Below are 23,148 nucleotides of genomic sequence, written 5' to 3' on the forward strand. Positions count from 1 at the left end.
GGCACACAAGTTGGTCCAGACCAATCCTGGTGTCAAGGGTCTTTGCGAAGTGGCTTGAACTGATCGACCGTCCGATCCCGGTTGTCCGGGTTTCCCGCCACCTGTGACATGTGCTCACGGCACGGGAATTTCCAAGGCCCTGCCCTGCCAGGGGCGACGCGGATATGGTTCTGGGGCAAGGGGGAAGTGCGTCGGCCGTTTGCGGTCGCGCAGGGTGTGTACGTATGCGGCGGCCATGCGAACTGCTGCGCGCGTACGGGTGAACAGGGGGGTTCGCGTGCCGATCGCCATTGCCGTCACCAGCGCCGATCTGGTGCTGCCGGCCCCTGACCGGCACACCCCGACGGCCGCAGTCCTCGGCCCGCCGGGACGGCTCGACCTCGACGGCAGCCTCGCCGAGGTGAGCGAGCTGTTAGAACGGCACGGCCACATCCTGGCCGTCGTGCCGTCCTGGCTGCCGCCCGCCACCGTCCGGCGGCTGCACACCGTACGGGCCATCCTGGAAACCGACCGGATCGCCCTCCTCGACAGCGATCTACCGCCGCTCGCGACCGCCCTGCTGGTGCGTCAGCTGCGCCAGCTCAGCATCTGCGACTTCAGCCCCGGCGTCATCGCCGCGGCCGCCCGCCTGCTGTCCCACTACATCCACGCCGGGGCCCTGCTCGGCTCGGTCGCCCGGCTCGACCGGGTCCCGGTCGGGCTCAAGGCGCACGCCCGGTCCTGGTCGCCCGGGGCCCAGTTCGCCGTCCTGGCCCACCCGACACCGCACCTGGCCCGACTGGGGGCCGCGGGTGCGGGATCGGGGGCGGGTTCCGGTTCTGGTTCCGGTTCCGACCCCGGGGGCGGCCGGGCGGGAGGCCGGGAGGGGCGCGGTCGGCGGGGGCGCGGGGTGCGCGGGGCCCTCGTCGCCGGGGCCGGCGGGGCCCGGGGCGGCGTCCTGCCCCCGGGGCCCGCGTACGCCACCCAGCTCACCTTCGCCCGCGGCCAGCTCGCCTCCGACTGGGTGACGGCCGAACTCGCCCCCGCCTGGCAGGTCCAGGGCGTCATGGAGAACCCGCTGCCCGCCGACTCCGCCACCTGGTGGGCCACGCCGAAGCTGGTGGAGTTCGCCGCCGGCATCGCGGACCTGCCCGTCCTCTACCAACTGGTCGCCTCCGTCCGCCGCGACGAGTGCCGCTGGTGCGGCCTCGAACTCATCGGCGACCGGTGCGGCTTCTGCGCCGCCCCGCTGCACCCCCCGCAGTCGGCCGCACCGCCGCCGGCCGAGGCCGCGGGCGGCTCCCGCGCCTCGTCCAGACACTGACCCGACCACCCCGAAGAACGAAGAACGGCGAGGTAGTACGGCACATGAACTCACGCCAGCGCCGCGGCGTCATCCTGCTTCTCCTGTCGGTCCTGTGCGCCCTCGCGGCGTTCGGCGGGGTCCTCGTGGTGATCGGCGACGTCAACTCAAAGGTCGGGGCCGAGGTCGTCGCGTACCGGGCCAAGGCCGATATCGCCCCCTACAGCCCGCTGACGGCCGGGCAGTTCGAGGAGGTCAGCATCCCCCGGCGGTGGCTGTCCGAGACGGCCGTCACCGACCTCGGCGGACTCAAGGACAAGATCGCGCTGACCACGCTGCGGAAGGGCTCGCTGCTCCAGACGGACATGTACGTCGACAAGCCGCAGCTCCAGCCCGGCGAGCAGGAGATCGCCATCATGATCGACGCGGCGACGGGCGTGGCCGGGAAGATCCACTCGGGGGCGAAGGTCAACATCATCGCCACCTTCAAGGGCGCCAAGGAGTCCGACCCGTCCCGGTCCGTGATCATCGTCGCCAACGCGCGCGTCATCAACGTCGGCAAACTCACCGCCCTCGACAAGGACAGCGACCGCAAGGGTCCCGCCGAAGCCGTCCCGATCACCTTCGCCCTGAACACCAAGGACACCCAGCGCGTCGCCTACGCCGAGTCCTTCGCGGAGCACGTGCGCCTGGCCCTGGTGGCCCCCGGCACCGACTCCGCGCCCAGCGCGGCCGACCGCACGTACACCCTCGACGGGGACAAGTGAGGCCCGGATGACCACCCGAATCCTCCCCGCGGCCGGCGACCCGGACGCCGCCCGCGCCATCTCCACCCTCCTCAGCCAGCTCCCGGCCGCCGAGCCGGCCGCCCCCGTCCCCGACTCCGCCGCCCTGCTCGACACCCTGGGCCGGCTGGCCGCCGAATCCGTCGACGAACTGCCCGAGGTCGTCCTCGTCCACGAGCGGATCGGCCCCGTGCCCGCGCTCGACCTCATCCGCGAGGTCGCCCTCCGCTTCCCGGCGGTGGGGGTCGTGCTGCTGTCCTCGGACACCGGCCCGGCGCTCTTCTCCGCCGCCATGGACTCCGGCGCCCGCGGTCTGGTCGGGCTGCCGCCCTCGTACGAGGAGCTCGCCGCCCGGGTCCAGGCCGCCGCCCAGTGGGCCGCCGGCGTACGCCGCCACCTCGGCCGGCCCGCCGAGGCGCCGACCGGGCCCGGCGGCCGCGTGGTCACCGTCGCCGGGGCCAAGGGCGGGGTCGGCACCACCTTCACGGCGGTGCAGTTCGCGCTGGCCGCGGCCGCCGCCGGGCGGCGCACCGCCCTGGTCGACATGGACCTCCAGGCCGGCGACGTCGGCTCCTACCTCGACGTGCAGTTCCGGCGCTCCGTCGCCGACCTCGTCGGCATCCAGGACATCTCCCCGCGCGTCCTCCAGGACGCGGTCTACGACGACCGCACCGGCCTCGCCCTCCTGCTGGCCCCGGCCGACGGCGAACGCGGCGAGGAGGTCGACGACCGGACCGCCCGGCACGTCGTCGCCGCCCTGCGCAGCCGGTACGAGCTCGTCGTCATCGACTGCGGCACCCAGGTGACCGGCGCCAACGCGGCCGCCGTCGAGGGAGCGGACGTGGCGGTCCTCGTCACCACCCCGGACGTGGTCTCCGTACGCGCCACCAAGCGGATGGTCCGCATGTGGGAGAGGCTCCAGGTCCGCAAGGCCGAGGACACGGCGGTCGTCGTCAACCGCTGGAGCAAGCACACCGAGATCCAGCCGGCGCTGATCGAGAAGATCACCAAGACGCGGGTGGTGCGGACGCCGGTGCCGGCGGCGTTCAAGGAGCTCCAGGCGGTGGTGGACGCGGGCCGCGTCCAGGACCTCGACAACCGCTCCACCGTCAAACAGGCCCTGTGGACGGTGGCCGCCGACCTGGGCCTCCTGGCGGCCCCGGCCGCCGCCGCGGAACTCCCGGCCGCGGTGGCGGCGGGCCCTGCCACCGGGGCGGCCTCCCCGCCCGCCCCCGGATCCGCCCTGGCCGTCCGCACGCCCGGCCCCGTGGCCCGTCTGCGCCGCGGCGCGGGCGACCGCGGCGCCCTGGGACCCTGGCTCCGCCGAAGCCGGGAGCACTGACATGCCCACTCCCAGACCTGTTCCGCCCGCCCGCCCCGCCGCCCGCGGCCGCCGCTGCGGCGGTGACCGCGGGCAGGTGGCGGTCGAGTTCGTCGGCATGGTCCCGCTGATCCTGCTGCTCGTCGCGGCGGTCTGGGAGTGCGTCCTGATCGGCTACGCCTTCTCCCTGGCGGGCAACGCCGCGGACGAGGCAGCCCGCGCGGGCGCGGTCAAGGATCCGTCGGCGTGCGCCGCGGCAGCCGCCGAGCACATCGGCAGCGCCTGGAACATGACCTCGCACTGCACCGAGGCGGGCGCGCTCTTCAAGGCCACCGTCGAGCTCGAAATCCCGGTGCTCCACCCGTCGCTGAGCTTCGGCCGCATCCGCGGTGAGGCCGGCGCGGCCATGGAGAGGGAGGAGGACTGACATGACGGGCCACCCCCACTTCAGGCCCGGCCGGGACGGCCGAACCGCCACCCCCGCTCGCGCGGCCGGAGGCGGCGAACGGCCCTCGCCGAAACCGCCCTCGCCCGCAACGGCGGAGACGGCCCCGCCCGGCCCGGACACGGCCCCCGGGTACGCGGCTCCCGTACCCGCACGGACCGGTGCCGCCGGCCGGGACCGGCGGGCGCGCCTGCGGGCGGCCGGCGAAGCCGACGCCCAGTCTGTCGACCCCGGTGTCCGGCTTGACGGGCGCGGCGTCCGGCCTGGCGACCCCGGCGTCCGGCCTGGCGGGTCCGAGGGCTGGCTTGGCGAGCCCGGCCTCCGGCCCGGCGAGCCCGAGGAGCGGGCCGGCGAGACCGACGTCCGGCCCTGCGGCTGTGGGCGCCGGCCCGCCGCGGACCTCGTCACGGTCGGCGGCCCCACCTTCATGCGCGGTGCCGGTGGCGGCCCCGCCCCGGTTCCCGGTGCCGGTGGCCGCCCCGTCTCCGCGCGCGCTGCCGACGGCCGCATGCCCGCGCCCGCCCGCCCGGGCCGCGGCAGCAGCCGCCGGCGTGATGGCGCCGACCGCCCCGCGGCCCGCCGTCACGCGCCGCGGGGCGACCGCGGGCAGGTGGCGCTCGAGTACATCGGGTTCATCCCGATCCTGCTGTTCGTCGCGCTCTGCGGAATCCAGCTCGGCTGGGTCGCGTACGTGCACGAGCAGGCCGACACCGCGGCGCGGACCGCCGCCCGCGTGGAGGCCCGCAAACCCGGGGCCGGACGGGCGGCCGGCCAGGCCGCGATCCGCTCCGGCCTCGACGCGCGCATCGAGGTGGGGCCCGGCGGCGGCGACGCCGTCACCGCCACCGTGACCATCACGGTGAAGTCGATCGTGCCCGGTCTGTCCCTCGACCCGGCCACGGCAACAGCCGTCATGCCCAACGACGACCCCGACCCCGACCGCGACCTGAAGGGACCCTGACCATGAGCCTGCGTTCCCGGGTCGCCACGCCGGACGACCGGCACGGCCCCCGCGAGGACGGCCTGCTCGTCTCCTCCTACCGCGCCAAGCTGCTGGAGGAGATCGACCTCGCCGAGATGTCCGCGCTCAGCCCCGCCGAGCGGCGGACCCGGCTGGAGCGCGTGCTCGGGCACATCATCAGCCGTGAGGGCCCCGTCCTCTCCACCGCCGAGCGCGCCCAGCTGATCCGTCGCGTCGTCGACGAAGCCCTCGGCCTCGGCGTGCTCGAACCGCTGCTCGAAGACCCCTCGATCTCCGAGATCATGGTCAACGGCCCGGACCAGATCTTCGTGGAGCGCGCCGGCCGCGTCGAGCAGCTCCCCCTCCGCTTCGCCTCGCACGAGCAGCTCATGCAGACCATCGAGCGCATCGTCTCCACCGTCAACCGCCGCGTGGACGAGGCGAACCCGATGGTCGACGCCCGACTGCCCAGCGGCGAGCGCGTCAACGTCATCATCCCGCCGCTCTCCCTCACCGGCGCCACGCTCACCATCCGCCGCTTCCCGCGCGCCTTCACCCTCCACGAGATGATCGCGCTCGGCTCGCTCGACGAGCAGATGCTCCTGCTGCTGTCGGGCCTGGTCCAGTCGAAGATGAACGTGATCGTCTCCGGCGCCACCGGCACCGGCAAGACCACCCTCCTCAACGCCCTCTCCGGCCTCATCCCCGAGGGCGAGCGGGTCATCACCATCGAGGACTCCGCGGAGCTCCAGCTCCAGCAGGCCCACGTCATCCGTCTCGAATCCCGCCCCGCCAACGTGGAGGGCAAGGGCCAGATCACCATCCGCGACCTCGTACGCAACAGCCTCCGCATGCGCCCCGACCGCATCATCGTCGGCGAGGTCCGCGGCGGCGAGACCCTCGACATGCTGCAGGCGATGTCCACCGGCCATGACGGCTCCCTCGCCACCGTCCACGCCAACAGCGCCGAGGACGCCCTGATGCGCCTGCAGACCCTCGCCTCCATGTCCGAGGTGGAGGTGCCCTTCGAAGCCCTCCAGGACCAGATCAACAGCGCGGTGAACGTGGTCGTCCAGCTCACCCGGTTCGGCGACGGCTCCCGCCGCGTCACCGAGATCGCCATCCTCGACTCCCACGGCCGCGAACCCTTCCGCATCACCACCGTCTGCCGTTTCGCGGCCCAGCCGATGGGCGCCGACGGCCGCGTCCAGGGCTGGTTCGAGTACCACCCGCTGCCGCGCCGCATCGCCGAGCGCCTCTACATGAACAACCAGCCGATCCCGCAGGCCTTCGGGGTCGCCACGTCGGACGACCAGCTCGCCACCCGCATCACCCGGACCGCCCCGTGAACCCACTCGTCCTCCTCACCCTCGGCGCCACCCTGCTGGCCTGCGTCCTCGTCATCGCGGGCGTACACGTGTACCTGGCCGGCCGGGCCCAGCGCGCCGCGCTCGTCGAACGCCTCGCGACCGACGGCGCCCCCGAACCGCCCGGCCGCAGACGCCGCTTCACCGCCGTCGACCGCCGGCTGCGCACGACGGCGCTCGGCAAGCGGATCGAGGTCAAACTGGCCGTCACCGGCCTCGACCTCACCCCGGGCGAATTCTTCGTCTACATGCTCATGTCAGTCGCCGGGCTCTGGCTGGTCGCGGCCAGCTTCCTCGCCCCGTTCTTCGGCCCGGTCGCCGGCCTGATCGGCCTGTGGGCGGCGGACGCCTTCCTCAACTGGCAGCGGGCCCGCCGCACCGAGCGGTTCATCAACCAGCTCCCCGAGCTCGCCCGCATCCTCGCCAACGCCACCCAGGCCGGCCTGGCCCTGCGCACCGCCATCGCCATAGCGGCGGAGGAGCTGGAGGCCCCGGCGGGCGAGGAGCTCTCCCGGGTCGCCGACCGCCTCGCCGTCGGCCACTCCATCGAGGAGTCCCTCGGCGAGATCGCCGAACGGCTCCCCTCCCGCGAGCTCGTCGTCCTCGTCTCCACCCTGGTGCTGTCCGCGCGGGCGGGCGGCGCGCTCGTCGGCTCCCTGCGCAACCTGACGGTCACCCTGGAGCAGCGCAAGGAGACGCGGCGCGAGATCCGCACCCAGCTGTCCCAGGTGACGGTGACCGCGTACCTGGTCCCGGCGATCGGGCTCGGCTCGCTGCTACTGGTGAACCTGATGATGCCGGGCGCCCTGGACCGGATGACCGGCGCGTTCCTCGGCCAGAGCGCGGTGCTCGTCGCAATCGGACTGTTCACGCTCGGGTTCGTGCTCATCCGCCGCCTGTCGAAGATCGACGTGTGAGGGGGCGGGCGACGACATGACCACGACCGTGACCACGGCCACGACCGTGACCGCGATCCTGCTGGCCCTGGCCCTCGGCCTGTCCGTCCTCGGCATCTTCCACGGGCTGCGCCTCTACCGCGCCGAGACCAGACTCCCGTCCGACCTGGCCCTCGCCCTGGAGGTCGGCGCCACCCGCACCACCGCCGTCGGCTCCGCCGTCGACCGGCTCGGCATCCGCTGGGCGCCGCTGGTACTGCGGCTGATGGGCCCGGAGCGGGTGGCGCGCAAGCGCCGCCAGATCGACATGGCCGGCAACCCGGCCGGCCTCACCATCGACCGCTACGCCGCCCGGCGCGCCGTGTACGGCTTCCTCGGCGCGCTCGGCGCCTTCGCGATGCTGATCAACGGGCAGCTCGTACCGGCCCTGCTCATGGTCGCGTTCGGCCTGTTCTGGATCGAGGTCGGCCTGTGGTCGGCGATCCGGATCCGCCGCGACCACATCGAGCGGACCCTGCCCGACTTCCTGGACGTCCTCGCGGTCGTCGTCAGCGCCGGGCTCGGCTTCCGGCAGGCCCTGGAGCGGGTCGCGGCCAAGTACGAGGGCCCCTGGTCGGACGAGATCCGCATCACCCTCCAGCAGATGGACATGGGCGTCAGCCGCCGCCAGGCCTTCGACGAGCTGCGCCGGCGCAACGACTCCGAGCAGGTCGCCCAGTTCGTCACCGCGCTCCAGCAGGGCGAGGAACTCGGCTCCCCGATCGTCGACACGCTGATCGCCATCGCCGAGGACATGCGCCGTACGGACGCGCAGAACGCCCGCCGGCGCGCCGCCCGCGCCGTCCCCAAGGCCACCTTCGCGGTGACCATGTTCATGCTGCCGGGGACGCTGATCCTGCTGGTGTGCGGGTTCGTGTACGGGGCCGACGTCGACTTCGGCGCGCTGCTCGGGGGCGGGTGAGCGGCGATGCCACTGCTGCCGGACAGTGCGGCGTCACTGCCGCTGCCAGGGCCGTGGCCGTGGCGCCGGGGGCCGCGGGGAGGGGCCGCGGGGGCCGGGGCGGAGGCCGGAGCGGGGGCGGGGGCGTGGGCGGGGGCGTGGGCTCCGACCGGGACCCGGCACGAGGACGGCGGTTCTCCGGCCCTCCAGGCGAACGCCCTGCAGGCCCTGTGCCGCCGCGTCTTCGCCTTCCGGATGCTGGCCATCGGCCTCGGCGCGCCCGTCGCCCTGGGCCGGACCGCCCCGGGCGCGCCCACGTACCTCGTCGCGGGCGCGGTCCTGCTCACCTTCATGCTGTCGTACGCCCTCTTCCGCGACTGGGAGCGCCTCGGGCCGCTGCTGCTGCGCCACCGCTGGCTGCTCGCCTGCGACACGGCGTTCAGCGGCCTGCTGCTGGTCACGGCGACTCCCGAATCGCCGCTCGGCTTCGTCTCGCTGTGCACCCCGCTGCTGGCCGGGCTCGTCCACGGCTGGCGCGGCTCGGCGGTGTACGCGGCCCTGCAGGCGGTCGCCGTCGCCGCGCTCTCCGGCGGGCTCACCACCCTGTCCGTACTGTGCCTGGTCGCCGGGGCGGCCGGCTCCTCGCTGCGCGACCTGCTGTTCCGCTTCGGCGCGGCCAGCCGGGCCCTGACCGAGACGCGGGCCCGCCTGGCGGTGGCCGAGGCCGTGCGCGCCGAACGGGAACGCCTGGCCCGCGACATGCACGACTCGGTGGCGAAGACCCTGCACGGCCTCGCCCTCGCCGCCGACGCGCTCGCCCGCACCGACGACCCCGACGCCGTCCGCCGCCAGGCGGGTGCGCTGTCCGACGCCGCCCGCCGGGCCGCCGCCGAATCCCGCGCCCTGCTCGCCGACCTCCGCCAGGAGACCGACGCCCCCGGCGTCCACCTCCCGCCGGAACTCCACCGCCTGGCGACGGCGCACCCTGGGCCGGGCGGAGCCGGCGGAGCCGAGGGGGCCGAGGGAGCCGGGGGGGCCGGGGGGCCGGGGGGAGCCGTCAGGGCCGAGGTGACCACCTCCGGAATCCTGCCGCTGGTCCCGGCCCCGGTGGCCCGCCACCTCCTCGCCGTGGCCGCGGAAGCCCTGGACAACGCCCGCCGCCACGCCGCCGCCACCCACATCCGCATCACCCTCTCGACCCCGGCCGCTGCCGGGGCCGGGGCCGCCGACACGGGGGCCGCACACCTCACCCTCACCGTCGAGGACGACGGCCGCGGCCTCCCCGCCGGCGGGCCCGACCTCGCCGCCCTGCGCGGCGCCGGCCACTACGGCCTGCTCGGCATGGCGGAACACGCCGCCGCCGTCGGCGCCCGCCTGCACCTCGGCCCCGCGGGCACCCCCGCATCCCCCGCATCGTCCGCCCGGCCCGGCACCCGGATCCGCGTGGACCTCCCGCTCGCGGCCCTCACCCCCGAAGGGAGCCCGTGATGGCACCGCTGCGCATCCTCATCGCCGACGACAACCCCGTGGTCCGGGCCGGCCTGGCCGCGCTCCTCGGCACCGCGGGCGACCTCGCCGTCGTCGCCCAGGCCGCCGACGGCCGCGAGGCGCTGAGCCTGACCCGCCGCCACGCCCCGGACGTGATCCTGCTGGACGTGCGCATGCCGGGCGTCGACGGCATCTCGGCCCTGCCCCACCTCGTACGCCTCGCACCCGTACTGATGCTGACGTACAACCAGGAATCGCAGATTGTCCGAGAAGCGCTCCTCCTGGGCGCAGGCGGCTACCTCGTCCACGGCGAGTTCACGGCGGACGACCTGGTCCGGGCGGTCCGCGACGTCCGCGAGGGCCGCGCCCATTTCACGACGACGGCCGCCAGCGCCCTCCTCGCCGATCTCCGCACCTCTTCGCAACCGCAACGAACTGTGGCACAGTCTCCGGAGCGTCTGCACAACTCAGCTCTGTTCAACTTGAGTTCGCGGGAGGTGGAGATCATGGATCTGATCGCGTCCGGGATGAGCAACCAACAGATCGCGGCCGCCTGCTTCATCAGCGAGAAGACGGTGAAGAACCACATCAACCGCATTTTCGCCAAGCTGCAGAGCACCAGCCGCAGCGAGGCGATAGCCCGCTGGCTGGGAACCGCCCGCCCGGGGGTGACGGGACATGGGTAGACGCAGTGCGCAGTGGGTCCGTAATTGGGCCCCGGGACCCTTGGTGACGACCCGTGACGCGCCGTACCGTCCGCAAACCAACAGCGCCACCGGACCGGGAGGGACCCCTCATGAAGCAGAGCACGCTGGCGCGGCTGCGGAAGCGGTACGAGCAGACCGGCCGCGACCGCGGCCAGACGGCATTCGAATACCTCGGGATCATCCTGGTGGTCGTAGTGATCATCGGCGCCATCGTCGGCACGGGCATCGGCCAGGCGATCACGAACCGGATTGCCACGGCAGTGACATCGATCACCGCAGGGAAGTGAGTCGACGGAGGTCGTGGGACGACCGCGGGCAAGCGTTTCCGATCTACGCCGTCGCCGTGGTCGGCCTACTCTTCGCAGCACTGGCGTTCTTCGTTGTGGGCCAGGCAGGCGTTACGCGTAGCAACGCGCAAGGCGCTGCGGATGCGGCTGCCCTCGCGGCCGCCGGAGAAGCCAGGGACAACGTCTTCCTGGGTCTCGATCTGCTCAGCCTCGAGCCCGATGACTGGAGGAAGCTCGTCGAGGGCGACCTTCTCACCGGGCGGGGGGCGTGCCGAAAGGCTGACGAGTTCGCCGCTCTGAACGACGCCACGGCGGAGTGTGAGGCTGCCATCCCCGTGGTGACTGTCAAGGTGACCACGAACAGGACAGTCGGAAAGTCGGTGGTGCCCGGCACTGAGGGAATGTTGGGCAGGGCGACGGCCAAGGCGAGCATCAGGCCCCGCTGTTCGCTGCGGTCGGCCCCCGTTCCCGTCCCGCCCGCCCCTTCGCCGAACCCATCGCCCAGCCCGAGCCCGACCGCCTCGTCAGGACTGGGGGGCGTCACCTTCGTCTGCGACGGGAAGCCACTCACCCTGGATCCGGCGAAGCCGGGCCCCCTGGCGAAGCTGGCAAAAGCGCTCTTCACGGTTCGACTGGTCGACTGACAAGTACGCGAGAGAAGGAAGCTTCACAGATGAGCACTCGGCACTCGGCAAAGATCCGCGGGGGAGCGGCTGCCGCGTTGGCGGTCGCTTTGGCGATCACGGTGGCGGGTTGCGGCGGGGGAGACGACGACAAGGGAAAGGCGGCCCAGAACCAGTCGTCGAAGCCGCAAGGTGCCGCGCCGCAGTCGCAAGCGCCGAGCAGTGGCTCCGCCCCCGCCCCGACTGAAGTGCTTGCCACGGTCAATGGTGAGAACGGTATGACCCTCACCATCAATTCGGCTGTGCGTGACGCGGGTGGCTTCCTCACCGTGAACGGCCAGTTGAAGAACACCGGCAGCCAGGCCTTTGCGAGCACAGCAGCCTGGCGCGGCAACGAGCTCAACAGCAGCGGATCCTCCGTGGCGGGGGTGACCCTCGTCGACAAGGCCGGAAAGAAGCGGTACTACGTACTTCGTGACACTGAGGGGCGGTGCCTTTGCACCACGGGGCTGACTGTCATCGAGGCTGGTCAAACCGTGCCGTTCTTTGCGCAGTTCCCCGTGCCCCCTGCCAGTACCACCCAGGTGGACTTCACGCTTCCCACCTTTGCCACGGCCACCATCAAAATCTCTGGGTGACCCCATGACAAAACGCCACCGCACCGCCGCGTCAGTAGCCGTCATCGGTCTGGTCATGGCCGGGGTCCAAGCCGTCGGGGTCGGCGTGGCGAGCGCCGACGACGTCAAGCCGTCCGTACCCCCCGGCACGGAGCCCTCCGCCGCCGCTCCCGTCCCCATCGACTCCAACGCCCCCGGCCTGAAGATCCCCCAGGGTGGGACCCTCGCCCCGATCAAGGTGCTCGACATCGCCGAGGTCGTCGAGGACCTCGGCGGCGAGCAGCGCCGCCAGGAGACCAACCAGACGGTCATGATGGCGCTGCAGTCCGAGGTCCTCTTCCCGGAGAACAGCGCCGTCTTCAACGCCCAGGCCGCCGCCCGCATCCAGGCCATCGCGCAGGAGATCAACACGCAGAAGGCCACCCGCATCCGCGTGTTCGGCTTCACCGACGACCAGGGCACCTACGAGCACGGCAAGGAGCTGTCCAAGCAGCGTGCCGACGCCGTACAGGCGGAGCTCGCCAAGACCGTCAACGTCTCGGGCGTGGTCTACGACGTCCGCGGCTACAGCGAGGACTACCCGATCGCGGACAACAGCACCGAGGAAGGCCGCAAGAAGAACCGCCGGGTCGAGATCACCTTCCCTCGCAGCACCGGCAGCACCGGCAGCACCGGCTAGCTGCCGGACCCGTCCGGCTTCGCCCCCGCCCCCGCCGCCGCCCCGAGCATCGCGGCTGCCGCTGCGCCCGCGGTGCGGGCTGGGTCCGGGCCGGGGGTGAGGGCGGCCACCGCCGTGGCGCCCTCGACCAGGATCAGGAGCTGGTCGGCCAGTTCCTCCCGCCCCGGCCCGGCCACCTCTCCCAGCAGCGCCCGTAGCTCCGCCTTGTGCCGGCGTACGGCGTCCAGCACTACGGCCGGCCCGGCCGCGCCGACTTCCCCGTACGCGTTCATGAACGCGCACCCGCGGAACCCCGGCTCCGAGAACCAGGCCCCCAGCCAGTCGAAGACGGCCCCCACCGGGTCGTCGGGGGCGGCGGCCACCGCGTCCCGCAGGCTGCCCATCCAGCGCCGGTCGCGCCGCTCCAGGTAGCCCGCGACCAGTGCCTCCTTGGCGGGGAAGACCTTGTAGAGCCGCTTGAGCGGTACGCCCGACTCCGCGCGGATGCGGTCCATGCCGACGGCCTGGATGCCGTCGGCGTAGAACAGCGCCTCCGCGGCGTCGAGCAGCCGGGTGCGGGCCTCTTCGTCGTCCATGCCGGCAGCGTAACCCAGGACCCGCTTGCGCGGAGAACGCTCGTTCTCTAGGGTCGGGGCGTGATCGGAGAACGGTCGTTCTCCGATTGCCTCCCCTTCGTTTCGTTCCGTCGAAAGGTGTGTTCGCCATGACCTCGGCCCCGACCTCGACCTCTGCCTCGACCCCGCCCGCCGTACGTCCGCCCCTGCCGCCCTTCACCGAGGAGTCCGCCCGCGCCAAGGTGCAGGCCGCCGAGGACGCATGGAACAGCCGCGACCCCGAGCGGGTGGCCCTCGCGTACACCGAGGACTCCGTCTGGCGCAATCGCGACCGCTTCCTCACCGGTCGCGCCGAGATCCGCGCCTTCCTCGCCGAGAAGTGGGAGCGCGAGCTCGACTACCGCCTCCGCAAGGAGCTGTGGGCGTACACCGGCAACCGCATCTCCGTCCGCTTCGAGTACGAGTGGCACGACGCCTCTGGCCAGTGGTGGCGCAGCCACGGCAACGAGCAGTGGGAATTCGAGGAGAACGGGCTGATGCGCCGCCGCGAGGCCAGCATCAACGACGTCCCGATCGAGGAGGCCGACCGCCGGCTGCGCTGACGCGCTCATGCGCGCTGACGCGCTGATCCGGACGTGTGGCGTTCGGCGCCGCCCGGCGTTCCCCGGCCGGTCGCGGCGCCGGACGGGTGGAGGCTCGGCCCCGTCGAGCAGCCCGCACCACCCCCTCCGAGGAGGACGCCATGTCCGACCCGATCCCGTCCTCCGACTGGGAAGACCGCATCACGGCCCGTCCGGCCGCCCGACCTGGGGATCCCGGGCACGGGCACTCCTTCCCGCCGCGCCCCGAGACCGTCCGCGTCACCCCCGCCCACCTGTCCGCGCTGGACCGGGAGGTCTCCCACGACCTGGACGGCCACCTCCCCGAGGGCGTGCCGGTGCGCGCGGTGCCGCGCCCCGTGCCGCCGGAGCAGGTGCGCCCGCCGCTGTGGCGGCGGCCCGCCGGTGTGGAGGGGGACGACCGGGGCGAGGCCACGGGGGTGTTCCGGCCGGACGACCGCTTCGAGTTCTCGGACACCTCGTTCCCCTGGCGGACCTGCGGCCGGGTCCAGACCCCGGCCGGCTGGGCGTCGGGGGTGATGGTCGGCCCCCGGCACGTGCTGACCGCCAGCCACGCCGTGCCCTGGCTCGCGAGCGGGGGCGCGGACTGGATGACCTTCACGCCGGCACAGTTCGACACGAGCACGCCGTTCGGCACCGCCCACTCGACCCGCGTCTACTCCTGGCTCTGCGCCAACGGCGCCGACGGGATCGACTCCACCGAGGCCGCCTTCGACTACGTCGTCTGCGTCCTCGACCGGCGCCTCGGCGACACCGTGGGGTGGATGGGCTCCCGGACGTACTCCACCGACTGGGACGCCAAACCGCTCTGGGGGCACGTCGGCTACCCCTTCGACATCGGCTCCGGGGTCCGGCCCGTCTACCACCCGCGCGGCGTGATGGACCGGACGGTGGCCGAGAGCACGGCCGGCCGCGACTCGTACCGGATCGTGCACCGCAACGACGCCGTCGGCGGCCAGTCCGGCGGCCCCTTCTTCGGCTGGTGGGACGGCGACCCCTGGCCCCGGGTCGTGGCCGGGCAGAGCGCCGAGAACTGGGGCGGGGTCGGCGGCCCCAACGCCGCGGGCGGCGGCTCCGCACTCCCCGTCCTGATCGACTACGCCCGCTCGGTCGAGCCGTAAACTTGCCTCCCGCCTCCGCCGTGGACCGGCCAATGCCTGCTCGCGAGGCGACGTTCAGCGGCCCGACAGTTCGTGCGGGGCGGCGAGCGACTCCGTGCCCCGGATCTCTGGATGAGACTCCGGCGATGCCGCCTCGCTGCGGCATCGCCGTCGGCGTGCCGCACATGGCTGCACCGCCCGGCCCACCCCCGTCGGCGCTGAACACGCCTGAACCGAGGCATCACACCTGGACGGGATCGGCTTCTCAGGCGCTCTGCCGCAGCCGGAGCCGGCGGCCGAAGACGTCGTATCGAACCCGGTCCACCCCGCGCTCCGCAGCGACACGCGAACCTCAAACGACCGGGGGCTTTATGGGCGGCCCACTGCCCCGATCAGCCAGACCCCCCGTCGGCGAATCCAGGTCAGTTTTCGATCGATGGAATGACACCCAGCACTGCTTCCGCATTTGCGATCATTCGCCCGATTTCGATGGGCAGGTTTTCGAATTCCTCCATCACTACATCAAATGGCTCCACTCTGCGAATGGCGCCTCCCGGGCTCTTTACTTCCACGAAAAAGCGATATCCTGTTGGTGAATTCTGGTCGGCGACCTTCACCCAAGCGGCCCCATGACGCTGCACCAGGAGGTCGCCCAGGTACGACGTTAGATCCGTGTGGAGTGTGATCCAATCCGACTGTTCGAACTCGCCCAAAGGAAGTCGATCGGTGTAGTTTTGCAGACCCGGAATCAGCGACAATGGGTCCGCCGCGTAACGCTCAGCATCGACACCCAGTATGGATGCAATGTTGAGGACGTTGAAATGCGCCTCTCGCCCCCAAGATAGCAGATCTTCATCCGCTCGGCCGAGTGTTTCATCGTGCATGTTCAATATCCCTTCGATCGGACTTCAGTATCCTACCGCTTCCTCCGTGTCGGCGGATCCCACTGATCCCTCTTGGGCGCGGGTCCGTATTCGAGGAATATTATCTTAGCCTCCGTCAGGTATTTTCGAAGCTCCGCAGAGGGTCCCGCGTCCGTGAACGACCATCGAGGGTCATAAAGCGGGTCTATTCGACGCAGAGCGAGATCCTTGTTGATCTGTTCCCTGATGTCTGCCTTGAGTGGGACCTCGTTTAGGAGCGTGCGATTGCTACCATCTTTCAACGTAATGGTTCGGTAGGGCCCATACGTCTTAACTTCCACTGCGATCGTGCGGCCATCCGGCAAATCAACAGGCACATCTACCTTGCGTCCACCCTTGCTGGTTACGGGATAGCGCGAATCTTTGTTGGTGGGTACCGGATAATGCCTTTCGGTGCCGCCGCCCCACAGCTGTCGATGGAAATCCTCTCCCCGATTCCACCGCAGCTCGACGGCGCGGGTGTTGCGGACCTGCCGTAGTGTGAGTGGGCCATCTGAAGGCAACAGGGCGGGCCTGGAATAATCAGGTTCTTGCCCGGTGTAAGGATTCCCTTGGTCCGCCTTAATTTTGTTACTGCCGGCACCCGGCTCCGGTGCATCGCCCGGCGTAGGGGCGGCGTCGTCGGCGGCTTGGCCCGCCTCATCCGCAGAGCCGCCCGAGATGTCGCCGTGACCCGGGTGGGGAGGGGGGCCGAGGTGGCCGCTACCCCTGAGCGGATTCTCGGAGTGGCCAATTCCAGAGGCTTCCGAACGCCTGGTGATGGACACCCTTTCGATGTGGCCGGCGGTGTCCGTAGGGCGCGAGTGACTAGGAGTGGCCGGGGGGTGGGCGCCCGCACTGTTGCGGGGCATGTTGTCCGGGGCATAACGGCCGAGGGCGGTGTTCGGGCCGGCGCCGCCGGGCGTGTGGTCGCTGGTAGCGAGGACCGGGTCGGATGTGTCGGAGCCGAGGCGGATGGCGTCGCCGGCGCGGCCGCCCACGCTGGCCAGGACCCGGTCGGGTGTCTTGGTCGTGGCCGGGGTGTCCGCCTTGGGTGCGTCGGCGTTCGGGGTGTCCGCGTTCGCGCCCGGCTTGCTTGCAGGGGCGTCTTCCGCGCGCTGGAGGACGTTGCCCTTCGCGTCGTAGATGTTCCCCTCGGGGTCCATGAACTGCGCCGCGCCGGCCTTGGGCAGCTTGACCGTCCCCGGAGGGAACTCGGTCGTGCCTTCGGGGAGTTTGATGGTGTCGTTCGGGAGCTTGATCGCGCCTTCGGGGACGGCCGAGCCCGGGGGGAGTTTGATCGAGCCGTCCGGCAGGGTCTTCGCGCCGTCCGGTAGAGCCACCGCGCCGTCGATGTTGATCTTCGGGATCTCGCCCTTGCCCATGCCTCGCAGGGCGGCCATCACGTCGCCGACCTTCGACACGCCGGCGCCCGCGCCCTTGAAGACGTAGGTCATCGGGTCGACGACCCGGCCTGCCTTACCGGCGAAGGACAGGGCCTTGGCGACCGCGCCCGCTTTGCCCGCGCCGGACACACTGCCGCCGGTGCCGCCGGTGGCGATGGTGGTGATCACGTTGAAGACGACCGCGCCGGCCGCGCGGGAGGGGTTCGAGCTCCACTGGTCCCAGGCCAGGAGTGCCTTGCCCGTCTCCTTCATCGCCGTGCGCGACTCGCGCAGCCACGGCGGCAGCTTGTCCGCCGGGGCTGCGAGGAAGATCGGGCCGATGCCGGGCAGGGAGGTGATCGCCGATGCTGTGGACAGCTTGGCCAGGCCTGTCCACGACGCCTTGAAGGTGTCTGCGCCGTCGAGGCCGACCAGGCCGCCGAGGCCCTCGAGGGTGCCGCCGATGCCGTCGACGATGAAGCCCGTACCGAAGTCCCAGGCGTGCTCCCACACCTGCCAGGCGGGCACGGACTCCTCTACCGCATCGCCCCAAGGCAGTGACTTCGCCTGCTTCAGGTCCTCGGCCTTGTAGCCGTACATGCCCGGGCCGTTGGACCCGTCGTTCACCTTCAGCGGCGAACCGTCGACCAATGCGACGATCTTGGCGTGAGCGGACCGCTCTATTTCGTGGAACTGGGCCCACACTTCGGCGATCTTGTTGCGGCGTTCGAGGTTCTGGTCGGTCAGGTCGCCGTCCTCGTACCACTTCTCGTCGCCGGACACCTTCGAGCGAAACGATTCTGCTTCTCTCCTCAGGCTGTCCAGTCGTCGCACGAGCGGCTCGGCGTCGCGCGCGTACCTGTCCAGCGCGCCGGCGATCGTGGTCATGTCCGAGCTGACCCTGACGCCCCAATCCGACACGGGCTTCGTCGTCGCGAAGAGCTGCTCCGCCTCGGGCGCCTGGTAGAAGGCGTGGAGTCCGCCGAAGCTCGTGTGGACGTCGCTCGCCTTCGTCTGGACCGTGGTTCCGCCCGACGAGATCGCCTTCGCCTTTTTGCCCAATGCGGCGAGGTCGCCCGTGAATACAGGGACCTCGGCCGGGTCTACCGGTGAGTGGTCGCTCACTGCCCGCCTCCCGGCCGGTCCCGCAGGGCCTGCAGGTTCACGGCCCTGGCGGCGTCCTGAGCCTGCTTGGCCGACTCCAGGTCACCTTCGATGTACTCATTCGTCGCCTTCACCGCACCGAGCACGCACGCCTCGATCCGGTCCGACATCGACTGGAATTCAGGTTTCCGTTTCGCCAGGTACTCACCCAGGGCGGCCGCCACCGGGCCCAGGGCCTTCGTCGACACGAACGCCTGACCGGCGGCCGGTGCCGCGCCAGGCGCCACGGGCCCCCGCGGCCCCATCCCCGAAGCCGAGCCGGGAACAGCAGTCCCGGCCGCCTCCGCCGCCTCCGACATGGCGGTCATGAGCGTGCTCAAGGCCTTTTCCAGATCACCCGCGTTGCCGCCGACCGTCCGCAACTGCCCTTGTACCCCTTGCGGCTTGATGTCCCATGACGTCATAGGCCCCCCGTCCCTCGTGCACCCGACTGTTCTGCACCGGCTGCCCGGTCGGCCTGTGAGGCCGACCGGGGCCTGCGCGTGCCGGGCCGTTCCGTTCTTCTTCGCCGGCGCCGAGCGCAGCGGCTGGATGCTGTTGTGGATCTTGCCCGAGAGGTTGCTCCGCCGCTGTTCCTCGGCGCGCTGCTCGTCCATCGCAGCGTCCGCCCTGGAGTCCGCGATGACGGCGCCTTCATGTGTCCGATGCGCGCGGCGATGACGAGTTCGCGTCGAGTGCGTTGGTGAGGCTGGCCGCACCGGCTCGAACGAGCCGAGTGCAACCTGCCCCGGCTGTTGAACTCGTCTCCCGGGGACCGTGCACCGGTGATCAACTATCGGATCAACGCCCCCATATACCAACCGATTTGTGCAACTCGGACATCAGGTTGGCCGGAACCTGCGCCCCCATGTCGAACGTCATTCCGTTCCCCGGCGGGTCGAACAGCCGTAAGTATGGGTGTTTTTTGTGACCTTGCGTTGCCCTGATCGCTTGAGTCCAGCGTGTTGTTACGAATGGATGACAACCGGACTGTGTGGCTCGGGCGCCCTCCAGGTGGCCGCGTGCGCGCCGGAGTCCTCGACTCGACGCATGCCGATCTCATGTGATAGGCCGCGCTGCCGCCGCCGCAGCCGCTCGTGCCGTTCTCAGCGATAGAGGTGGGCGTGTTCCCTGGCCCAGGTGCCGAAGGTGCGGGGGTGTCGGCCGGTGATCTCGTGGACGCTCGGGCGCTGGTCGAGGGTCCACTGGGTGAGTTCGGCGAGTTGGGCGCCGTACTCCTGGAGGGCGTACAGGGTGACGTCGATGCCGTCGTCGGGCCAGCCGCGCCCGCGCCATGTCTCGCGGCTCTCGTCGGGAGTGGCCTCGGCGGCGGCGATGTCGCGGCCGACGGCCCTCGCGATGCCCGCCACCCGCTCGCGGGTGGCGATCGGCAGTCCGACCGCTTCGAGGATCCTGCCGACGTGGTCGCCGCTGCGCAGCGCTGCCGCCGCGACGGCCGCCAGGTCGTCCTCGTGGATGAACGGATAGTGGCCGCCGTTCAGGAACGCCTCCCGGACGACGCCTCCGGTCCTGATCGTGTCGGCCCAGTCCGAGCCCGTCGCCGGGTAGGTGCCCTCGATGACCGCGCCCATCACCGCCGAGGGGCGGATGTGCGTCCACTCCATGCCCGAACGCTCGACGGCCTGCTCGACGGCCAGCCAGAACCAGGTCTCCGGCGGGTACGCCACCTCGTACTCCGGCCCGTGCGACGACAGCACCACGATCCGCCGCACCCCGGCATCCCGGGCGGTGTCCAGCACCTCGCCGACCGTCGCCGGAACCGCGCCGGCGAGGAAGACCGCGTCCACGCCGTCGAACGCGTCGGCGTACTCCAGCGGGCGCCGGCTGACGGAGCCCTCGACGACCTCGGTGCCCGCGGGCCAGTCGTGGAGCTGGCCGGATTCCGCGAGGACGCGGACGCGGTCGCCGGTGGCCGACAGCTGCCGGGCCAGGCGGCGTCCGACGATTCCCGTGGGGCTGCAGCCCGCGCCCTTGCGGGGGTTGACGGCGGTCAGCAGGTGCAGTCGGCTGCCGGACGTGTCCGTCGACGGCGTGACCGTGGTTCCGGGCATGGCAAGATCCTCCAACGCGGCAGCGGAGATCTTGCGCCGCCCTCGGCAGGTGCTGCGACGGGCGGGTGCGGATCAGGAGCGCCAACTGTACATGCGATAGCGGGAGTTAGGGAGGGGGGGTGAGGATTCGCGGGTCCGCCGGTCCGCCGGCCCGCCGGTCCGCCCTCACCGCAGGTGCAGGAAGCTCCGGGCGTCGTCCCAGCCGTCGAGGGCCCGGCCGTCCACGTCCGAGGGGTCCGCCTCGGCGCGTGCCGCCAGTGCCTCCACCAGCGCGAGGGCGCGGGGGCCGAGACGGCCGAAGCGGCGGGCGGTGTGCCCCAGGCACAGCCCGGCCAGCCTGAGCAGCGGGCTCCCCGGGACGGCCCGGGTGCCGACCTCCGTGCACCAGTGCTCCACGAACTCCCGGTCGTCGTCGTTCAGCGCACTCCCGACCAGGACGTGCGCGGCCTCACCCTCCTGCGAGCGGTCGCGCAGAGCCCGCTCCAGGGTCTCGGCGACCACGCCGTGGGGCAGCACGGGAGGGTTCATGCCGGACGGTCCGGGCGTCCTGACCGGTGCGTCCCGCCGCCTGCGGCCGCCGTGACGCCGCAGCAGGGGCGCATCCGCGCCACGGGCCCGTCCGGTTGGGCTCGCAACCGGCTGCGCCCGGGCGTCATACCCGGGCCACGAGCGCGTAGCGGACGTCGTCGACCGGGTGCCCCCACAGGTCCGGGTCGGTGCCGAGGTCCTCCACCTGCACGGTGGCGACCAGAGGTTCGAGCGCGGAAGCGAGGTCGTCGGGAAGCACGCCGCCGCTCCAGGGCAGCGCTTCGGCCCCGGCGACGTACGGCACCCCGGACTGCCCCGCCTCCCGCCAGCGCCCCTCGACCAGGAGCAGAGTGCCGCCCGGGCGAAGCCGGTCCACCCATGCGCGCAGGGCGGCTTCAGGAGCAGGGAGGGTCCACAGGAGGTGCCGGGCGAGCACCGTGTCGAACCGCTCACCGCCCGTCGGAGGTTCAGCGGCGTCCCCGACGACGAAACGCCCCGGGAGACCGGCGGCCGCCAGCTTCGCCCGGGCCTGCTCGACCATCCTCGGGGCGAGGTCAACCCCGGTCACCCGGTGTCCGGCCGCCGCGAGCAGCGCGGAGAGCGAGCCCGTGCCGCAGCCGGTCCCATGGCGGCCTCGCCCTACGGGACGTTCCAGGCGGAGATGACGGGCTGCCCGTCCTCGGTGGCCAGGAAGGCGAAGGTGCCCGGATGCGGGTGGCCGAGCAGTCGGCTCGCGGACGCGTCGAGGCCGAGCCAGCGCACGGTGAGCACGCGCGCCAGGTGGCCGTGCGCAACCACGGCGACATCGCCCTCGCCCAGCAGCGGACGGATGCGGTCCAGCACCGCGTCCGTGCGTGCGGCCACCTGCGCGAGTTCCTCGCCGGGGTGGTCGGCACCACCGGGAACGACACCGTCGCGCCACAGGTCCCAGCCCGGCCTCGTCTCGCGGATCTGCTCGGCGGTCAGGCCTTCGTAGCCGCCGTAGTCCCACTCCAACAGGTCGGGATCGGGCTTGGCGCCGGTCAGGCCGGCGAGCTCGGCCGTCCGCATGGCGCGGCTCAGCGGGCTACTGAACACGGCAACCGGACGGCGGCGGGCCAGCCTCGGAGCAAGAGCGCGGGCCGCAGCCTCGCCCGCTTCCGTCAGCGCGACGTCGGTCCGTCCGGCGTGCCGGCCCGACAGGCTCCACTCGGTCTGGCCGTGCCTGATCACCATCAACTCACCCATGGCCGCGCACGCTATCTGACCTTGCGGCACGCCGAGGCGGTTTCTGCACCTTGGCCACCGTCGCCGGTCGCTCACAGCGAAGCCGCGGGCGTCGTCAGGTGTCGAGGAGGTGGTCGGCCTTGCCGGCCTTGATGTCCCGGATCAGCTGGCGCAGGGCCTCCGCGCTGTCGGTGAGGTACGCGGTCTCCTGGCCGGCGACCGCGATGTAGCTGTTCCCGTTCCCGTCCACCCCGAACCGGTAGCAGTTGTTCCCCTCGCCGCAGAACGGCTCTTCCCAAGTGATTTCGGCCATCGAGGGCTCCTCAGAGTTGGCGGGCGATCGCGTGGATGAAATCGCGGGACGCGTCCACCGACAGCGCGTGCTTGTCCATCCACATCAGGTGGGACCGGTACTTCGACAACTGGGCCTCGACGTGGGTGAACTCGGGGCCGTGTGCCGAGTCGAGCTGCACGGTGTCGAGTCGACGTACAGGGCCTTCGGCGTAGAGCATGGCGTGCCCGGCGCCAGGGAATGCCCCAGCACCGACCGTCAGCACGCGGATCGTGATGTTGTCCCGGTCTGATGCCTCGCACAGGTGGTCCAACTGCTCCCGCGTGGTACGACGGCCGCCGAACAGCATGCGCAGGGCGGCCTCGTGAATGACTCCGACGTACTCGCAGGCATTGTCGCCTTCCAGCACCCGTTGCCGCTGCATGCGGTGGGCGATGCGCAGCTCGACCTCCGATGCCGGCAGCTCCGGGATCACGGAGCTGAAGACCGCTCGGGCGTACGCACTCTGCTGGAGAAGTCCCGGAACGTGCACGCTCTGGACCGTGTGCATACGTGTGGCGTGCCATTCCAGTTCGGAGACATCCAGGAGGCCGGACGGGAGCCTGCCACGGTACGCCTCCCACCATCCGCGCTCCCGCGGGTGAGCAAGCGCCGCAAGGGCGTCGACGTAGGTCTCGTCCGGCACGGCGCAGTGCCGTGCCAGGGTGCGCAGGCGCTCTTCGCTGACCGCCCGCAGGCCCTGCTCGATCGAAGACAGCTGCGAGCGGCTGACGTTGAGCACCGCCGCTGCCGACTCCGCGGAGATATCTGCTGCGATACGCATCCCGCGCAACTCGGCGCCCACGCGCCGCTGTCGCTCCGTTGGAGAGGTCCTGGCAGTCATGCCTGCAGTCTGCCCGCTCGCAGCAGCGCTTGACGATACGGGTGAATTTTTCGGAAGTGTGGGCG

26 protein-coding genes are annotated in these 23,148 nt (G+C 71.7%); 16 read left to right on the plus strand and 10 right to left on the minus strand.

From position 1 onward, the window contains the following. Positions 1-277 precede the first annotated feature (277 nt). The 14 genes from ACZ4VL_RS08485 to ACZ4VL_RS08550 all read left to right on the plus strand — a co-directional run bounded on the left by ACZ4VL_RS08485 (position 278) and on the right by ACZ4VL_RS08550 (position 12,398). Positions 278-1,303 (plus strand): hypothetical protein, encoded by a 1,026-nt coding sequence (locus ACZ4VL_RS08485; RefSeq protein WP_468197305.1) that lies wholly within the window; start codon positions 278-280, stop codon positions 1,301-1,303. Between the two features lie 44 nt (positions 1,304-1,347). Then, on the plus strand, positions 1,348-2,049 hold the full coding sequence (gene cpaB / locus ACZ4VL_RS08490; protein WP_361100468.1) for a Flp pilus assembly protein CpaB: 702 nt from the start codon (positions 1,348-1,350) through the stop codon (positions 2,047-2,049). 7 nt (positions 2,050-2,056) lie between these two features. After that, entirely contained in the window at positions 2,057-3,409 is a 1,353-nt protein-coding gene (locus ACZ4VL_RS08495; RefSeq protein WP_468197308.1) for an AAA family ATPase, read from the plus strand. A gap of 1 nt (position 3,410) precedes the next feature. After that, positions 3,411-3,815 (plus strand): TadE/TadG family type IV pilus assembly protein, encoded by a 405-nt coding sequence (locus ACZ4VL_RS08500; protein WP_468197310.1) that lies wholly within the window; start codon positions 3,411-3,413, stop codon positions 3,813-3,815. A 1-nt stretch (position 3,816) separates the two neighbouring features. After that, complete coding sequence (locus tag ACZ4VL_RS08505; protein WP_468197313.1) at positions 3,817-4,794, plus strand: TadE/TadG family type IV pilus assembly protein; 978 nt, start codon at positions 3,817-3,819, stop codon at positions 4,792-4,794. 2 nt (positions 4,795-4,796) lie between these two features. Further along, positions 4,797-6,143, plus strand: coding sequence for a CpaF family protein (locus tag ACZ4VL_RS08510; protein WP_468197315.1), 1,347 nt, complete (start codon positions 4,797-4,799; stop codon positions 6,141-6,143). Beyond that, positions 6,140-7,078, plus strand: a complete 939-nt coding sequence (locus tag ACZ4VL_RS08515) for a type II secretion system F family protein (protein WP_468197317.1) — start codon at positions 6,140-6,142, stop codon at positions 7,076-7,078. Before ACZ4VL_RS08510 ends, ACZ4VL_RS08515 begins: the two co-directional genes overlap by 4 nt. Before the next feature lie 16 nt (positions 7,079-7,094). After that, positions 7,095-8,018 carry a DUF5936 domain-containing protein gene (locus ACZ4VL_RS08520; protein ID WP_468197319.1) on the plus strand — a complete coding sequence of 308 codons (924 nt, stop codon included), beginning with the start codon at positions 7,095-7,097 and terminating at the stop codon, positions 8,016-8,018. 6 nt (positions 8,019-8,024) lie between these two features. Beyond that, the gene (locus tag ACZ4VL_RS08525; RefSeq protein WP_468197321.1) at positions 8,025-9,485 is read left to right on the plus strand and encodes a sensor histidine kinase; all 1,461 of its coding nucleotides are present in this window, start codon (positions 8,025-8,027) and stop codon (positions 9,483-9,485) included. Next, positions 9,485-10,171, plus strand: coding sequence for a response regulator (locus ACZ4VL_RS08530; protein WP_468197324.1), 687 nt, complete (start codon positions 9,485-9,487; stop codon positions 10,169-10,171). The genes ACZ4VL_RS08525 and ACZ4VL_RS08530 overlap by 1 nt, the downstream gene beginning before the upstream one ends. 110 nt (positions 10,172-10,281) lie before the next feature. Continuing rightward, positions 10,282-10,479 (plus strand): hypothetical protein, encoded by a 198-nt coding sequence (locus tag ACZ4VL_RS08535; RefSeq protein ID WP_468197325.1) that lies wholly within the window; start codon positions 10,282-10,284, stop codon positions 10,477-10,479. Beyond that, positions 10,476-11,123, plus strand: a complete 648-nt coding sequence (locus ACZ4VL_RS08540; protein ID WP_468197328.1) for a pilus assembly protein TadG-related protein — start codon at positions 10,476-10,478, stop codon at positions 11,121-11,123. The genes ACZ4VL_RS08535 and ACZ4VL_RS08540 overlap by 4 nt, the downstream gene beginning before the upstream one ends. A 29-nt stretch (positions 11,124-11,152) precedes the next feature. After that, positions 11,153-11,740 carry a hypothetical protein gene (locus tag ACZ4VL_RS08545; RefSeq protein ID WP_468197330.1) on the plus strand — a complete coding sequence of 196 codons (588 nt, stop codon included), beginning with the start codon at positions 11,153-11,155 and terminating at the stop codon, positions 11,738-11,740. A gap of 4 nt (positions 11,741-11,744) precedes the next feature. Then, on the plus strand, positions 11,745-12,398 hold the full coding sequence (locus ACZ4VL_RS08550; RefSeq protein WP_468197332.1) for an OmpA family protein: 654 nt from the start codon (positions 11,745-11,747) through the stop codon (positions 12,396-12,398). Here the strand turns inward: ACZ4VL_RS08550 and ACZ4VL_RS08555 are convergent. After that, positions 12,395-12,973: a TetR/AcrR family transcriptional regulator gene (locus ACZ4VL_RS08555; protein ID WP_468197334.1), complete on the minus strand. Its 579-nt coding sequence runs from the start codon at positions 12,971-12,973 to the stop codon at positions 12,395-12,397. The genes ACZ4VL_RS08550 and ACZ4VL_RS08555 overlap by 4 nt on opposite strands. A gap of 128 nt (positions 12,974-13,101) precedes the next feature. Here ACZ4VL_RS08555 and ACZ4VL_RS08560 point away from each other — a divergent pair, with 128 nt between their 5' ends. Further along, a complete protein-coding gene (locus tag ACZ4VL_RS08560) occupies positions 13,102-13,554 on the plus strand; it encodes a nuclear transport factor 2 family protein (protein WP_468197336.1) in 453 nt (150 codons plus the stop codon). 140 nt (positions 13,555-13,694) lie between these two features. Next, complete coding sequence (locus ACZ4VL_RS08565; protein WP_468197338.1) at positions 13,695-14,693, plus strand: trypsin-like serine peptidase; 999 nt, start codon at positions 13,695-13,697, stop codon at positions 14,691-14,693. 401 nt (positions 14,694-15,094) lie between these two features. Here ACZ4VL_RS08565 and ACZ4VL_RS08570 read toward each other — a convergent pair whose 3' ends face one another. The 9 genes from ACZ4VL_RS08570 to ACZ4VL_RS08610 all read right to left on the minus strand — a co-directional run bounded on the left by ACZ4VL_RS08570 (position 15,095) and on the right by ACZ4VL_RS08610 (position 23,083). Further along, on the minus strand, positions 15,095-15,556 hold the full coding sequence (locus ACZ4VL_RS08570) for a hypothetical protein (RefSeq protein WP_468197340.1): 462 nt from the start codon (positions 15,554-15,556) through the stop codon (positions 15,095-15,097). 32 nt (positions 15,557-15,588) lie between these two features. Continuing rightward, positions 15,589-18,084, minus strand: a complete 2,496-nt coding sequence (locus ACZ4VL_RS08575) for a hypothetical protein (RefSeq protein ID WP_468197342.1) — start codon at positions 18,082-18,084, stop codon at positions 15,589-15,591. After that, positions 18,081-18,527 carry a DUF6507 family protein gene (locus tag ACZ4VL_RS08580; protein ID WP_468197434.1) on the minus strand — a complete coding sequence of 149 codons (447 nt, stop codon included), beginning with the start codon at positions 18,525-18,527 and terminating at the stop codon, positions 18,081-18,083. Before ACZ4VL_RS08580 ends, ACZ4VL_RS08575 begins: the two co-directional genes overlap by 4 nt. Before the next feature lie 681 nt (positions 18,528-19,208). Further along, positions 19,209-20,174: an SDR family oxidoreductase gene (locus ACZ4VL_RS08585; protein WP_468197343.1), complete on the minus strand. Its 966-nt coding sequence runs from the start codon at positions 20,172-20,174 to the stop codon at positions 19,209-19,211. A gap of 165 nt (positions 20,175-20,339) precedes the next feature. Continuing rightward, positions 20,340-20,702: a hypothetical protein gene (locus tag ACZ4VL_RS08590; RefSeq protein ID WP_468197345.1), complete on the minus strand. Its 363-nt coding sequence runs from the start codon at positions 20,700-20,702 to the stop codon at positions 20,340-20,342. Positions 20,703-20,826: 124 nt separating this feature from the next. Continuing rightward, a complete protein-coding gene (locus ACZ4VL_RS08595) occupies positions 20,827-21,459 on the minus strand; it encodes a class I SAM-dependent methyltransferase (RefSeq protein WP_468197437.1) in 633 nt (210 codons plus the stop codon). Further along, a complete protein-coding gene (locus ACZ4VL_RS08600; RefSeq protein ID WP_468197347.1) occupies positions 21,342-21,929 on the minus strand; it encodes a histidine phosphatase family protein in 588 nt (195 codons plus the stop codon). Before ACZ4VL_RS08600 ends, ACZ4VL_RS08595 begins: the two co-directional genes overlap by 118 nt. 94 nt (positions 21,930-22,023) lie before the next feature. After that, positions 22,024-22,221, minus strand: coding sequence for a hypothetical protein (locus ACZ4VL_RS08605; RefSeq protein ID WP_468197350.1), 198 nt, complete (start codon positions 22,219-22,221; stop codon positions 22,024-22,026). A gap of 10 nt (positions 22,222-22,231) precedes the next feature. After that, positions 22,232-23,083, minus strand: coding sequence for a helix-turn-helix domain-containing protein (locus ACZ4VL_RS08610; protein ID WP_468197352.1), 852 nt, complete (start codon positions 23,081-23,083; stop codon positions 22,232-22,234). Positions 23,084-23,148: the final 65 nt, after the last annotated feature.

Source organism: Streptomyces sp. NPDC029014, from assembly GCF_055564695.1.

What these genes read in the sequence shown, in the direction of transcription:
- cpaB (WP_361100468.1), top strand. Translation starts at nt 1,348, where the DNA reads ATGAACTCACGCCAGCGCCGCGGCGTCATCCTGCTTCTCCTGTCGGTC.
- ACZ4VL_RS08495 (WP_468197308.1), top strand. Translation starts at nt 2,057, where the DNA reads ATGACCACCCGAATCCTCCCCGCGGCCGGCGACCCGGACGCCGCCCGC.
- ACZ4VL_RS08500 (WP_468197310.1), top strand. Translation starts at nt 3,411, where the DNA reads ATGCCCACTCCCAGACCTGTTCCGCCCGCCCGCCCCGCCGCCCGCGGC.
- ACZ4VL_RS08505 (WP_468197313.1), top strand. Translation starts at nt 3,817, where the DNA reads ATGACGGGCCACCCCCACTTCAGGCCCGGCCGGGACGGCCGAACCGCC.
- ACZ4VL_RS08510 (WP_468197315.1), top strand. Translation starts at nt 4,797, where the DNA reads ATGAGCCTGCGTTCCCGGGTCGCCACGCCGGACGACCGGCACGGCCCC.
- ACZ4VL_RS08520 (WP_468197319.1), top strand. Translation starts at nt 7,095, where the DNA reads ATGACCACGACCGTGACCACGGCCACGACCGTGACCGCGATCCTGCTG.
- ACZ4VL_RS08525 (WP_468197321.1), top strand. Translation starts at nt 8,025, where the DNA reads ATGCCACTGCTGCCGGACAGTGCGGCGTCACTGCCGCTGCCAGGGCCG.
- ACZ4VL_RS08530 (WP_468197324.1), top strand. Translation starts at nt 9,485, where the DNA reads ATGGCACCGCTGCGCATCCTCATCGCCGACGACAACCCCGTGGTCCGG.
- ACZ4VL_RS08535 (WP_468197325.1), top strand. Translation starts at nt 10,282, where the DNA reads ATGAAGCAGAGCACGCTGGCGCGGCTGCGGAAGCGGTACGAGCAGACC.
- ACZ4VL_RS08545 (WP_468197330.1), top strand. Translation starts at nt 11,153, where the DNA reads ATGAGCACTCGGCACTCGGCAAAGATCCGCGGGGGAGCGGCTGCCGCG.
- ACZ4VL_RS08550 (WP_468197332.1), top strand. Translation starts at nt 11,745, where the DNA reads ATGACAAAACGCCACCGCACCGCCGCGTCAGTAGCCGTCATCGGTCTG.
- ACZ4VL_RS08555 (WP_468197334.1), bottom strand. Translation starts at nt 12,973, where the DNA reads ATGGACGACGAAGAGGCCCGCACCCGGCTGCTCGACGCCGCGGAGGCG.
- ACZ4VL_RS08560 (WP_468197336.1), top strand. Translation starts at nt 13,102, where the DNA reads ATGACCTCGGCCCCGACCTCGACCTCTGCCTCGACCCCGCCCGCCGTA.
- ACZ4VL_RS08565 (WP_468197338.1), top strand. Translation starts at nt 13,695, where the DNA reads ATGTCCGACCCGATCCCGTCCTCCGACTGGGAAGACCGCATCACGGCC.
- ACZ4VL_RS08570 (WP_468197340.1), bottom strand. Translation starts at nt 15,556, where the DNA reads ATGCACGATGAAACACTCGGCCGAGCGGATGAAGATCTGCTATCTTGG.
- ACZ4VL_RS08580 (WP_468197434.1), bottom strand. Translation starts at nt 18,527, where the DNA reads ATGACGTCATGGGACATCAAGCCGCAAGGGGTACAAGGGCAGTTGCGG.
- ACZ4VL_RS08585 (WP_468197343.1), bottom strand. Translation starts at nt 20,174, where the DNA reads ATGCCCGGAACCACGGTCACGCCGTCGACGGACACGTCCGGCAGCCGA.
- ACZ4VL_RS08590 (WP_468197345.1), bottom strand. Translation starts at nt 20,702, where the DNA reads ATGAACCCTCCCGTGCTGCCCCACGGCGTGGTCGCCGAGACCCTGGAG.
- ACZ4VL_RS08600 (WP_468197347.1), bottom strand. Translation starts at nt 21,929, where the DNA reads ATGGGTGAGTTGATGGTGATCAGGCACGGCCAGACCGAGTGGAGCCTG.
- ACZ4VL_RS08605 (WP_468197350.1), bottom strand. Translation starts at nt 22,221, where the DNA reads ATGGCCGAAATCACTTGGGAAGAGCCGTTCTGCGGCGAGGGGAACAAC.
- ACZ4VL_RS08610 (WP_468197352.1), bottom strand. Translation starts at nt 23,083, where the DNA reads ATGACTGCCAGGACCTCTCCAACGGAGCGACAGCGGCGCGTGGGCGCC.